The following is a 12,185-nucleotide window of genomic DNA, read 5'->3' as shown; positions in this document are numbered from 1 at the left end:
TGATGCACAGGGCTTTAAAGGTACGGCTATCAGATACAAAAATTGGGGTTGGAATGAGCGATTAGAGATCCCTCATCAAGATCTCGAATTCTTCTTCAGCCAACTCAATTAGCTTAGCCAGCTCTCTAGCGTCATCACTGGTTAAGCATAAGTGCCAGCGAATATTCTCTGGCTTTAGCTGATCTTTGCACACTAATTCTGTTTTTTTACCAGCAGAATAGAAGTACAGCTCATCAAATTCACCTTTATAGTGATTATCTTCTTCTAATATATTGACTTCCAGCTCTCCGGTGGGGATTACGGTTACTTTCGCATGTAAACCACATCCCTCTGGCAATAGATATTGCCTATGCTCAGCCAACATACACCAGCCTCCTATCTGAACTCAGCCATAAGAATGATCCCGGTAAGTGTTCAAAGTTACCCAACAGGATCAATGGTAAGTTTAGTCAACCTGGTAGGGGTTAAATAAAGATTCATCAAATCAACACAAATATTCCGGAAGTTTTTTGCCCTTCGTCAAGCACGGAACAAATAACGTTTCATCACCTTGACAGCCTGAAGGTTTCTCAACCTTAACAATTTATAGCGCATGGAATTCGGTTACATTTTCAGTCGCTATGATATATTGGCAAAAAACACTGCAAGGATGACGCAATGATTGACTTCCGTTCCGACACCGTGACACAACCTACCCCAGCCATGCGCCAGGCAATGTCTACAGCCGCTGTTGGCGACGATGTTTACCAGGACGACCCAACCGTCAATGAGCTGGAACAATGGGCAGCCGAACGCCACGGATTCGAGAGTGCTTTGTTTTGCAGCTCTGGTACTCAGGCAAACCTTTTATCACTAATGGCTCATTGTGAACGTGGTGACGAATACCTATGCGGCCAGCAGGCGCACAACTACAAGTTCGAAGGGGGCGGCGCGGCCGTTCTTGGCTCAATTCAACCTCAGCCGATTGAGAATGAGAAAGACGGGACATTGTGTTTCACCAAGCTGGCAGCAGCCATTAAGCCGAATGATCCGCACTTTGCCCGCACCCGGTTATTAAGTCTGGAAAATACCATCAATGGTAAAATTCTGCCGTTGAGCTATCTCGCTCAGGCACGGGCATTTGCTGATGAGCACCAACTCAAACTTCATCTGGATGGTGCGAGGGTGTACAACGCCGCTGTTGCATTGAACATCGATATTACTGACATCAGCCAGTACTTCGACTCCATGACCATCTGCCTGTCTAAAGGGCTGGGCGCACCGATTGGCTCACTGGTGCTGGGTGACAGCGCATTTATTCAGCGTACCCGCCGCTGGCGTAAAGTACTGGGTGGCGGGATGCGCCAGGCGGGTATTCTCGCCGCTGCCGCAAAGATCGCGTTAACAGATCATATTGAGCGTCTGGCTGATGATCATGCTAATGCCCGATATCTGGCAGAGCAACTAAATCAGGTGGCAGGATTTTCCGTCAATACCCAACATATACAGACCAATATGCTTTTTGCCAAAGTGGCCCCCTCGCTGGATCAACATCAGCTTGTGGCAACACTCAAAGAACAAGGCATTCTGATCAGTGCGGGTCAACCAATGCGTCTGGTCACACATCTGGATATTTCGCGCGCAGATATTGATACGTTTATTTCGGCACTGAAAACGACAGTCAGCAATCTTGCACCGCATCTGCAAACCGACTAACACTGGTTTCACCTGCAAAGTCCGTTTACAAAGTTTTGCTCACAAAGATACGCCAGCGACAAATAAACCAAGTAACAAACTGAGCGAAGATTAACGACAAAAGGCACCTGAGGTGCCTTTTCGTTTTTGATCTTCGATGTCTTTGATCAAAGCGCCCTATGGACCCCTCTATGGTTTTGTATGACCGGAAAAATGTTTTCTTGTCAAAGCGGCAAGACTCAGAACAAACGACTATTGAGCAACAGGTGACACAAAATACTGGCCGCGTAGCCCAAGGCGATCGCCGGTGTCCATTTCAGGTGGCCAAAAAAGGTATACTTGCCGTGCGCCGCACCCATTAGTGCTACACCCGCCGCAGAACCGATGGACAACAGGCTTCCCCCCACCCCGGCAGTCAGCGTAACAAGCAACCAGTTCCCCAGTGATAAATCGGGCTGCATTGACAATACAGCGAACATCACCGGTATGTTATCGACGATCGCTGACAACAAGCCAACCATAATGTTTGCCCAGACCGGATTCCACTCGGTGTACATCACTTCAGAAACCAGTCCCAGATATCCGAGCAGGCTCAACCCACCCACACACATCACCACACCGTAGAAAAACAGCAGGGTATCCCATTCAGCATGAGAGATTCGTTTGAACACATCAAACGGCACTACAGAACCTAATCGTCTCAGGGCTTCTTCATCATGGTTGGCTATCGCAATGGCTTTTTTCCTTTCCAGAGAGCGGTGCAAGGTTTTACGCAGGTAGAAACCAAAGAACTGAAGGTATGCAAGCCCCATCATCATCCCCATTACTGGCGGGAAATGCACCCAGCCATGGAAGCCAACCGCTGTGGCAATGGTCAGAATGAAAAGCAATACGATACGACGTGCGCCGCGTTTCATCTCCACATATTCACTTGCAGTATTCGGCTGAGTTTGAGGGACGAAAAACGACATGAGTGTCGCGGGCACCAGATAATTAACCAACGCCGGCAGAAACAAATCCAGGAATCCCATGAAGTCGACCAACCCCGCCTGCCACACCATCAGCGTTGTAATATCACCGAATGGGCTAAACGCCCCTCCGGCGTTAGCCGCAACCACAATGTTGATACACGCTAGGTTAATGAAGCGGATGTTACTGCCACCTACCTTCATCACCACAGCACACATCAGCAACGCAGTAGTCAGGTTGTCAGCAATGGGAGAAATCACAAAAGCCAACATCCCAGTTAGCCAGAACAGGCTACGGAAATTGAATCCTTTGCTAACCATCCATCCCTGCAGGGCATCAAATAAACGCCGCTCTTCCATGGCATTGATGTATGTCATGGCCACCAGCAGGAAGAGAAGAAGTTCTGCATATTCCAGCAGGTTGTGTTCAAGCGCTTCTTTGGCGACCTCCCCCATACCATGTTCCTGATAGACGTACCCAATCATCAGCCACATCACCCCCGCAGCCAGTAGCACGGGTTTAGACTTACGGAGCTTGAGATATTCCTCCCCCATCACCAGCAAGTATGCCAGCGCAAAAATCAGTAATGATGCATACCCCACCGTTGAATGGGTGAGATTCATTGCGCCTTCCACCGCCAATGCCGGAGCCGCTGCACAGACAGCCAGTACAGACATAAAGACATGACTCACTCTCATCGTTCACTCACTCCCTGAGAAATAAATGGATATTAATCAGTGTACCTCTTTCATAATGGCATTTACGTGAAGCATTCCAATAACATAACAACCTACGCAACATTAAGTTAACAGTGTGAGCGTAATTACACTCCCTGATATTAGTTTGAGAAAATCTGAAACTGTTGTGAAAAAAGTGCTATTTGGCTCGATAATTTTCAGCCCCGCAGACCCTCTTCACTTTACACCTCACCAGAATGATAATAGTTTTCATTTGCATTATTGATTTGGTTTTATGATTACTCAGAAGGGAACGACATGGAACAGGCTTATCACACTGATCCTCTAATTACAGTCCGGGAGCTGGAGGTGACGTATATCACCAATGACGGCGACTTCCAGGCCGTCAAACGGGTTAGCTTTGATATTGGCAAAGGCGAGATTTTCGGGCTGGCCGGCGAGTCGGGTTGCGGTAAAAGTACCATCGCTTTTGCCATCAACCGCTTACATAAACCACCCGCGATGATCACTCATGGCCAGATAACATTTGACGGTCGTGATTTGCTCACACTGAGCGAGCCTCAAATGGCGGCAGTTCGCTGGAAAGACATTGCCATGGTGTTCCAGAGTGCCATGAATTCGCTCAACCCTGTGCTCCCCCTTCACGAGCAATTCGCCGATGTCATGCGTCACCATCTCGGTTACAGCAACGTGCAAGCCCGGGCGCGCGCTGAAAAGCTGATGGATCTCGTCAACATTCCCCGTGAGCGCCTGAATGAATATCCACACCAATTCAGTGGGGGCATGCGCCAGCGACTGGTGATCGCGATTGCACTCAGCCTGAACCCGAAACTCATCATTATGGACGAGCCCACAACCGCACTGGATGTGGTTGTGCAGCGTGAAATTCTGCAGCAAATTTTTCAGTTGCAAAAAGAGTTTGGATTTTCAGTGCTCTTTATCACGCACGATCTTGCTCTGATGAGCCAGCTTTGTGATCGCATTGCCGTCATGCGTCACGGCGAGATAGTGGAAGTGAACATAGCCCGGCAGATCCGAAATGCCCCGCAGCATCCATACACCCGTCAACTGTGGGACTCGTTCCCTAATATTCACCAGAGCACACGCCAGATTACAATCAGTGAGGAAATCCCGGCATGACTTTACTAACCCACCATGTTGAAAACACAACGCGCACCGACATCAGCGCCGAACCTGTTATTGAGATGAAGAATGTCATTAAAGACTTTGCTGCCGGTGGTGGATTCGGTGCCACAGACACCTTTCGCGCACTCAATAATATCAGTCTGAAACTGTACCCGGGTCGGACACTGGCATTGGTGGGTGAATCAGGTTGCGGTAAGAGCACTTGCGCCCGTCTTATCACTAAAGTCCACAAGGTAACATCGGGCCAGATCCTCTTCCATGGCAAAAACATTAATGAGATTACCCGGCGGAATGACCTGCTGCACTATCGCAGCAAAGTACAAATGGTTTTTCAGGACCCATTCGGCTCCCTCAATCCTACCCATACCATCCGACATCACCTCACCAGGCCCCTGAAAATTCATCAGCAGGTTACCGATACCAGCGAACTGCATGAGCGCTTAGAAACACTGATGACACAGGTCGAGTTGCCAACCAGTGATCTGGCCAAGTATCCGCATCAACTAAGCGGCGGCCAGCGCCAACGAGTCAACTTAGCGCGAGCGCTTGCCGTCGGTGCCGAAATCATTCTTGCCGATGAGCCAACCTCTATGCTGGATGTGTCAATCCGTCTCGGGGTATTGAACCTGATGAAAGAGATGAAGGAAAAACTGAACATTGGATTTCTGTATATCACACATGATCTGGCAACCGCTCACTACATCGCGGAAGAAACAGCCGTTATGTATCGCGGCCAAATTGTCGAATGGGGGGACACTCAGTCTATTTTACGCCAGCCCACCCACCCTTACACCCGTTTGCTGATTTCAGCCGTGCCGGATCCGGATCTGCCTTTTGCCAATCTGGTGGAATCTGAACCAAACTATGCGTTAAGCGCTGACAAGATCCGTGAAATCAGCCGGGTAACCGCTAACGGTGTGTTAAAGGTCGGTGACAACCATTTTGTAAGTAACTGGAAAGGGGCAACAGCAGCATGACAGAGCTGATAAGCTGGTTGGAACAACTCAAAGCGTTCGATGAAGCAAACATCACCGACGCGGCTCCCTGTCTGGAGAAACTGATAAATCAGCCACCAGCCGAAATTTATGGACCGGTTCTGACACCGGTCCATAGTGAAGCACTGGCTTACTGGTTTCACGTTTGCCAGCGTTTAAGTGGCATGTATCTGCATGCTGACAAGCCAGACAAAGCGTACAGCTACCTGCAATTCAGTTACAGCAAACTCCAGCAGTTAGCCTGTTTACCGCAGCAAGACCCGGCAATGAAACGCTGGTGCCTGATAAAAATGGACCGAATGATTGTCAGTATGCTGGAGTTCTGTCAGCACCAGCCGTTACCAGCCTGGCAGCAGGAAAGCAATCAGCTGGTTGATTTACATGTCCGCTTCATGCAGGCCAATCGGCCGATCACCCTCACGTCTAATCCGGGGTAACCCTAAAAGACGATACCGATGCTTCGTTGGATGTTATCTTCAGGCCTTTCCATGCCGTGTAACTTCAACCTGTGCAGCGCAAAATTTTTTCATCCGGAACAGAAACGGCAATTTTTTACTAAGCTATTTTTACTAAGCTATTTTTATCGGGTCAAAACGACTTTGATCGGGTAAATCAGGTAATAGCTGCCTGAGTGTATTGCCACATGAGGTTGACCAGTGATGATGTTCAATACGTTCCGGAAACCGTTGCTGCTACTTTTATCGGCGTTTGCTGCTTCACTTCCCGTCTTATCACAGGCGGAACCCCTACCTACTCCTCCGGAAATTGCAGCCAAAGCCTGGGTGCTGATGAGCTATGAATCCGGTCAGGTGATTGCCGGTGAAAACATCCACAAGCAACATGCCCCTGCCAGCCTGGTAAAAATCATGACCTCTTATGTGGTGGGACAGGAACTGAAAGCGGGTCACATTGCCACCGATGATCTGGTGGTTATCAGTGAAAATGCCTGGGGGCAAAAATTTCCGGGTTCGTCAAAAATGTTTCTGAATGTCGGGGATCAGGTCAGTGTGGATGATCTCAACCACGGCGTCATCATTTCTTCCGGTAACGATGCCACTGTAGCACTGGCAGAACATGTCGCTGGGCATCAGTCTGCCTTTATTGAAATGATGAATCGGCATGCGGAAAAACTCGGCATGAAAGACAGTTACTTTACTAACCCCCACGGCCTGGATTCTGACGATCAATTTATCACCGCTTACGACATGGCGGTGTTAACACGTGCCTTCATCCGTGATTTACCGAATGTCTACCCTATCTTCAAACAGAAATCTTTTACCTTCGGCAAAATCAAACAGGGGAACCGAAATGGACTGTTATGGGACACCACACTGAATGTGGACGGCGTGAAAACCGGTTACACCAAAGAAGCCGGTTACAGCCTGGTTTCATCGGCTGAGCAGAACGGACAACGCCTGATTGCTGTGGTGCTCGGCACTCAAAGTTCATCTTCGCGTCAGTCTGAAAGCAAGAAATTGCTGACCTGGGGATTTCGGTTCTATCAGGATATCCACCCCCAATTCAGCGGCAAAGAACTGGCTCCATTGCGGGTCTGGTATGGCTCTCCTTCCTCCATTAATCTTGAGGTTGAAGAAGGTGGCACCATTACCGTTCCTCGCCGTGAAAGAAAAAACATCACCTATACGATTACTTACGATCACAATCTGGAAGCACCGGTCGAAGTCGGCCAGACCGTGGGCAAAGTGGAGTGGTATCTCAATGATGAGGTGATTGCTGAGCGTCCCTTACTGGCCAAGGAAGCATCGGAAAAAGCGCCGTGGTACAAATCCATGGTTGATGTGGTCTGGCGCCCCATCAACGAGTGGTTCAGCAGTCAGGACTGGGAGCCCAAACCTGTGACTGAACAGTAGTGATGAATAGTAGTGATGAATAGTAAACAGATGAATTGCGTGCAGCCACCCGTTAATGAACGAGCCGTGAATATGGCATTGACAAGGTGGCTGCCTGTGGACCACAAAGCCTACTTACTCAAAACGGATGCCAATAAACACACTCTACACTGAATCAGACCTGGAGCTTCAGTCCAGGTCGTCGTCAAAGTCTTCCGTATCAAACAAGTCGCTGTTAAACCGATTTTCGCAATCACTGTCCTTTCGGTATTCGTCCCAGGGTTCACCTTCAAGGGGCTCAATCTCACCGGGTTCAAGGTAATCAGGTAACATCCTACACCTCCTGTATGACTGTTGCAGCTAGCTCTTTCAAACTGTGCCAGATGCCATCGCATCTCTTGTCCCTTACCCTTTTTAAAAGCATGGCATGTCAATCAGGTGAATGCCGCATGGCGATTCAATGAAGGAGCACTTTCTCTGCCCTTTGGGTGCCCGTTTTGCGATGTTCTTCGAGCATCCCGCACACCAACTTAACCCGAATCTAAAAATCACCTATATAGCAATACCTTATTGAACTTCAGACGTTAGCCTCAGTGGGTATCCAGCTCAGGCTTCATCCACACAGATTTAAAGTCAAACCAACCCATTGAGTTAGACTGCATACCCTGTACGGCTCCGGTGTCATCAACCCCCAGCCAGTTGTGGAACAAAGGCAACACCTGACCAAACTCTACCAACTTCGCCCCCAATTGCTGGCACGGTGCAATAGTGTCACGAGACTGACGCCACAACGCGACTTCATTCTCCAATGCATCAAACTCAGTTTCCGGCATTGCCCGGGCAATATGGTCAAAGTTAAAGAACCAGGACAACAACGCATCATCACGGTGGTTCATCAAACTCATGCCCCCCAGCCAGATATCAATTTTCCCCGCATGTTTACCCAGTGCAATTTCCGTTGTGGTTAATTCCAGCATTTTCAGTTTAATGCCGTCTTCTGCCAGTAATTCCTCGATAGCAGTCGCCACGTGCGGATACACAGGATGCTGGCACGCAAATGCAATGGTGACTGATTTAGGCTTCGGCGGTGCAGGAACAGGATGGCGGCTTAACGGAACATGTGCCCAACCCGGTAATAAGCCATAAGCGTTAGTCAGGCGAAAATCGCCGATTTGCTCTTTATTGAGTCGCTGCAAAATATTCAATGCGTTCAGTTTGGCCAGAAAGTAAGTCAGCCATTCAGGATCACTTGCCAGTCCCTCGGTTCGGTTGAACAGCAGGAAGTTGCATCCTTCATCAAGTTTCAGGCGAGTCGATACACTCACATCCCCTACCTGAGAGATGTCTGAGGCCGGTTGAAGGTAACAAGAGGCCACTTCAGACAACATCCAGATATCCACCACGTCAATCAGTGCCCGGAAGCCAAAATACTGATCAAACGCTTCCAGTTTAAAACGCTTGGTATCGTTCTGAATCACCTTGTAGGGGCCGGTACCAATCGGAAACAACTCGTTGGAATTATCCATGTCGGCTTCTGCCGGTTGAATCATCGCAATCAGGTTACTGAGCAGATCAGGAAAACGGTGATCGTCGTAATGCAGGTGAAAATCAATGGTATGGTTAAACGGAGCATCGATTCGTTCAATGTGGTTGAACAGTCTGTGCCTTTTGACTTTATCGAATGTCGCGATGATATCCTCACTTTCCAGCAGGCTGCCATCATGAAATCGCACTGACGGACGAATATAGAACCGCCAGTGTCGTGGAGTCAGCGCTTCCCAATGATGTGCAAGATCCCCTTCGACTTCCTCTTTTTCCTCGTTTATCCGGGTCAGACCATTAAAAATTTGCCGGACCAGATGCTGCTCAGAACGGCGCAACGGCTGGAGCGGGTTCAGGTTGGTAAACTCACGATAATAAGGTAACCGTACAATTTGCTGGCCGTGATCCGTTGTATGACCCAGCTGCTCTTGAATAATCTGTGCCAGTTTATCAGCATTATAATCGAGGGCTTCCAGCGCCGGTTCCAGTTTGCCTTCCGCCACCAATTTTCGGGCATGAAGTTGCTGTAGCTCACTGTCGGTACTATGAAATGTGAGACGGGACAACTTACCCCGCCCCACCGCCGGATCCCAGTCAATCCAGCCGTTTTCGGCCATTTTATTCATCACCATGCGCACATTACGCCGGGTGCAGAACAGGACTTCCGAAATCTCTTGCAGGGTCGTGTCACTGTCTTGCCCATTAAAGTGACTGAAGAGGCGCTGGAACTGAGATTTTAGCCGTTGACCGCTCATAAAAGAGGAACCTTATTTTCTTATTTTTTCTGTTTTAGGTTTCCTATTTTAACGTAAAAATAGCGATGTACCCAACGGGTATGGGCGGCATAGGCAGAAGTTATTCCTACCAGGTGAGCGATAGCTCTTACCTGACAGATTCCCCCGTCTTAACTCCTGAGTGAGACTATGCCGCTCTTGTTTCCGCCGTTGTGTGGGACTCAGTCACAATAAGCGCGATAACACATATCCATATGGACTCTGATACGCTATCTTTCGCCCGCATGCTGCATAAACCCGCGTAGTACAATGCCTAGCAGCATAAGGCTTATCGACATATGCTGACAGGAAAACAAGAAGGACCTTCAGTGATCAGATTGCATCCATCCTCAGTGACTGAGATTGCCCAGTTCTGCACCTTTGAAAGCCTCTCTGATGTCCGAAATTTTATTATTCCTTACTCCCCTGACAAACATCTGGCGGAAATGGCCAATCCTAAGCGGGTTTACCTATCAATTTATAAACAAACTCAACTTGTTGGATTCATTATTCTGGCATTGGATGGTGAGAAAAGCGTCGAGTGTCGCCGTGTTGTTGTAGCAGAGCAAGGTCACGGCATAGGTCAGGCCGCTATGCTTGCCATGGAGGCGTACTGTACACAGCAGTTAGACCGACACCGAATCTGGCTGGATGTATTTGCCTTCAATACACGTGGTCAACACATCTACCAAAAAATGGGTTACAACCCTTTTTCAAAAACGGAATTCGACGGAAAGCCGCTGCTCCTGATGGAAAAAGAGCTTTGAAAGGCATGAGGGGGGATTTCTATGAATTGCTTATAGCCGTGATTGTGATAGCGAGGAAGCTTTAAGCTGATTGCAGCGTGAACACCAGATAACAACAATCATAAAAACCAATTTATAACCACCATGAAAACAGTCATGATGAGCCATAATAGTATTTAATTATATTTATCACCCGAACTAGGGGCCGCCAACTTCTTACTGTCTTTCAGACGAACGTGCTTGTATCCACCACTACCGTAATATTCCCGGCAGGATTCCAGTACCCAGTCACGATAGTTATGTAACTGCTCGCCATTAAACTGATGCGTTGAGATGATCCCTTCGGCCCAGGAAAGCGCCATAAAGGAGACCAGTTCCCACTGCGAACCTGCCAGCAATTTTGCCTGCTTTTTAAAATGTTCTTCCAGCCCCAGCAAGTTCTTAAATTCGCTCTCAGTGTAGTCTTCTTTGTCCACCAAATTAGGCGGTAAAACAATGATATAACAACGAGACAATTCTTTTGCCTGGCCAAAGTCATTAGCAACAGCGATGTGGCTAAAGAACAGTAGCATGAGCAGGGCAAAAGTGGTCTTCATTGGCTATACCTTTGCAAGTAAGAATCATGGGACACATCCACTTTCTTGTGTTCCCGTTCATGATGGCGGCTTTACACCTTCACTTCATGTAACGACTAATGCAAATACCACGCCTGAATTTGGCGGCACTTAGGCTAAGATTATTCAACAGCCACTTCGCAACGGCGTTCCTTATTATAAGAGCTTCCCAGAGTTTTATAAGCACTTCCACGCATAACAGCTGTGGCACGTCTGAATTTTCAGACTGCAAACACTAAAAATTCAGATGCAATTTGCAAATTGCATGGCCCGACACAGATCCCCTATCTCGATCTATTGATCCAGGTAACGTCAAGCCGCTAATTTGTTTCGAAAATAGAAGGATCCACACGATCACAAATGGCAGATATCAAAAAACGGGCCAAAGCCCGTTTTTTGTCAATACAATAGTGGATAAAGCGGCGCATTAAGCCGCTTTAGCTACAACCAGACGTGACATCTGGAACTCTCGCAGCTTGGCGTACAGATACGTCGCAACAATAGAGAAAAACAAGTACGACAAAGAGAATACAAATGGTGAGCTGATCAAGTTCGCTTCAAGCCCCCACATTACGCCAGTTACTGTTACACCAATTTTGGCCGCTGCTCCCATCATCAACATCAGCACCGCCAGTTGCGGGTAGCGTGTTGAACAGCGAAATGCCAGCCAGTAACCCGTACCGACAGCCAGAGCAGCAACACCGAAACCAACCATGAATGAGTGAAAATGCTCACCAGAAAGCACACCCGCTAGCGCGGACAACAACAAAATTGACAGAAATTTCATATCTACCTCACGACAAAAACAGGATAAAGCGTCCTTTCTCTGTGATTTAACTGCACAACGCTATTTTCCCACTTTTTGTTCAAGAAGCATACAGGTCAGAAATCTTGTTGCTTTCACGAAAACCTCAATATTTCATAAGTTTACATTTTGTAACACTCTAACTCCCTATCACCTAATGAATTACAACTTAATCGTTAAAACTTTGTTAAAAACAGTGTGTTTTGTAAGAAATGTTATCAAACCACAAGTTTCCAAATTTTTAATCTTTGTTTCCAAGTTTGGTATGAATTTACACGAAATTTAATCCATCGTTTTGATGCTTATTTAGCTTTAAATATGGAATTTAAGGTTGCTGAAATTAATTGATCTATTTTGTGATCCAACAAAAAAA

At 47.7% G+C, this 12,185-nt stretch carries 12 protein-coding genes; 6 read left to right on the top strand and 6 right to left on the bottom strand.

Annotation, left to right across the window (positions count from 1 at the left end; all coding sequences use genetic code 11):
• Positions 1–61 precede the first annotated feature (61 nt).
• Entirely contained in the window at positions 62–364 is a 303-nt protein-coding gene (locus C9I92_RS09895; protein WP_047884471.1) for a hypothetical protein, read from the bottom strand.
• A 293-nt stretch (positions 365–657) separates the two neighbouring features.
• Here C9I92_RS09895 and ltaE point away from each other — a divergent pair, with 293 nt between their 5' ends.
• The gene (gene ltaE, locus C9I92_RS09890; RefSeq protein ID WP_047884472.1) at positions 658–1,695 is read left to right on the top strand and encodes a low-specificity L-threonine aldolase; all 1,038 of its coding nucleotides are present in this window, start codon (positions 658–660) and stop codon (positions 1,693–1,695) included.
• Between the two features lie 218 nt (positions 1,696–1,913).
• Here ltaE and nhaD read toward each other — a convergent pair whose 3' ends face one another.
• Complete coding sequence (nhaD, locus tag C9I92_RS09885; RefSeq protein WP_047884473.1) at positions 1,914–3,320, bottom strand: sodium:proton antiporter NhaD; 1,407 nt, start codon at positions 3,318–3,320, stop codon at positions 1,914–1,916.
• A 318-nt stretch (positions 3,321–3,638) separates the two neighbouring features.
• Between nhaD and C9I92_RS09880 the strand changes: the two genes are divergently transcribed.
• The 4 genes from C9I92_RS09880 to C9I92_RS09865 all read left to right on the top strand — a co-directional run bounded on the left by C9I92_RS09880 (position 3,639) and on the right by C9I92_RS09865 (position 7,353).
• Positions 3,639–4,481, top strand: coding sequence for an ABC transporter ATP-binding protein (locus C9I92_RS09880; protein WP_047884474.1), 843 nt, complete (start codon positions 3,639–3,641; stop codon positions 4,479–4,481).
• Positions 4,478–5,464: an ABC transporter ATP-binding protein gene (locus C9I92_RS09875; protein ID WP_047884475.1), complete on the top strand. Its 987-nt coding sequence runs from the start codon at positions 4,478–4,480 to the stop codon at positions 5,462–5,464. Before C9I92_RS09880 ends, C9I92_RS09875 begins: the two co-directional genes overlap by 4 nt.
• On the top strand, positions 5,461–5,919 hold the full coding sequence (locus C9I92_RS09870) for a hypothetical protein (protein WP_047884476.1): 459 nt from the start codon (positions 5,461–5,463) through the stop codon (positions 5,917–5,919). Before C9I92_RS09875 ends, C9I92_RS09870 begins: the two co-directional genes overlap by 4 nt.
• 222 nt (positions 5,920–6,141) lie before the next feature.
• The gene (locus C9I92_RS09865) at positions 6,142–7,353 is read left to right on the top strand and encodes a D-alanyl-D-alanine carboxypeptidase family protein (protein WP_053061768.1); all 1,212 of its coding nucleotides are present in this window, start codon (positions 6,142–6,144) and stop codon (positions 7,351–7,353) included.
• Between the two features lie 168 nt (positions 7,354–7,521).
• Here C9I92_RS09865 and C9I92_RS25415 read toward each other — a convergent pair whose 3' ends face one another.
• Entirely contained in the window at positions 7,522–7,665 is a 144-nt protein-coding gene (locus C9I92_RS25415; RefSeq protein WP_157038311.1) for a hypothetical protein, read from the bottom strand.
• Between the two features lie 257 nt (positions 7,666–7,922).
• Entirely contained in the window at positions 7,923–9,629 is a 1,707-nt protein-coding gene (gene sgrR / locus C9I92_RS09860; protein WP_047884477.1) for an HTH-type transcriptional regulator SgrR, read from the bottom strand.
• Between the two features lie 317 nt (positions 9,630–9,946).
• Between sgrR and C9I92_RS09855 the strand changes: the two genes are divergently transcribed.
• On the top strand, positions 9,947–10,414 hold the full coding sequence (locus C9I92_RS09855) for a GNAT family N-acetyltransferase (RefSeq protein WP_107193836.1): 468 nt from the start codon (positions 9,947–9,949) through the stop codon (positions 10,412–10,414).
• Positions 10,415–10,569: 155 nt separating this feature from the next.
• Here C9I92_RS09855 and C9I92_RS09850 read toward each other — a convergent pair whose 3' ends face one another.
• Entirely contained in the window at positions 10,570–10,989 is a 420-nt protein-coding gene (locus C9I92_RS09850) for a hypothetical protein (RefSeq protein ID WP_047884478.1), read from the bottom strand.
• A gap of 445 nt (positions 10,990–11,434) precedes the next feature.
• Positions 11,435–11,794: a hypothetical protein gene (locus C9I92_RS09845; RefSeq protein WP_047884479.1), complete on the bottom strand. Its 360-nt coding sequence runs from the start codon at positions 11,792–11,794 to the stop codon at positions 11,435–11,437.
• Positions 11,795–12,185 lie beyond the last annotated feature (391 nt).

Origin of the sequence: Photobacterium ganghwense, from assembly GCF_003025595.1 — a bacterium.
Lineage (GTDB): Bacteria > Pseudomonadota > Gammaproteobacteria > Enterobacterales > Vibrionaceae > Photobacterium > Photobacterium ganghwense.
Note: the sequence above shows the minus strand (reverse complement) of the source record. Positions and strands in the feature narration are given on the sequence as shown.

Excerpts from the sequence above, each read along its gene's own strand:
- C9I92_RS09895 (WP_047884471.1), bottom strand. The coding sequence starts at position 364 with ATGTTGGCTGAGCATAGGCAATATCTATTGCCAGAGGGATGTGGTTTA.
- ltaE (WP_047884472.1), top strand. The coding sequence starts at position 658 with ATGATTGACTTCCGTTCCGACACCGTGACACAACCTACCCCAGCCATG.
- nhaD (WP_047884473.1), bottom strand. The coding sequence starts at position 3,320 with ATGTCTGTACTGGCTGTCTGTGCAGCGGCTCCGGCATTGGCGGTGGAA.
- C9I92_RS09880 (WP_047884474.1), top strand. The coding sequence starts at position 3,639 with ATGGAACAGGCTTATCACACTGATCCTCTAATTACAGTCCGGGAGCTG.
- C9I92_RS09875 (WP_047884475.1), top strand. The coding sequence starts at position 4,478 with ATGACTTTACTAACCCACCATGTTGAAAACACAACGCGCACCGACATC.
- C9I92_RS09870 (WP_047884476.1), top strand. The coding sequence starts at position 5,461 with ATGACAGAGCTGATAAGCTGGTTGGAACAACTCAAAGCGTTCGATGAA.
- C9I92_RS09865 (WP_053061768.1), top strand. The coding sequence starts at position 6,142 with ATGATGTTCAATACGTTCCGGAAACCGTTGCTGCTACTTTTATCGGCG.
- C9I92_RS25415 (WP_157038311.1), bottom strand. The coding sequence starts at position 7,665 with ATGTTACCTGATTACCTTGAACCCGGTGAGATTGAGCCCCTTGAAGGT.
- sgrR (WP_047884477.1), bottom strand. The coding sequence starts at position 9,629 with ATGAGCGGTCAACGGCTAAAATCTCAGTTCCAGCGCCTCTTCAGTCAC.
- C9I92_RS09855 (WP_107193836.1), top strand. The coding sequence starts at position 9,947 with ATGCTGACAGGAAAACAAGAAGGACCTTCAGTGATCAGATTGCATCCA.
- C9I92_RS09850 (WP_047884478.1), bottom strand. The coding sequence starts at position 10,989 with ATGAAGACCACTTTTGCCCTGCTCATGCTACTGTTCTTTAGCCACATC.
- C9I92_RS09845 (WP_047884479.1), bottom strand. The coding sequence starts at position 11,794 with ATGAAATTTCTGTCAATTTTGTTGTTGTCCGCGCTAGCGGGTGTGCTT.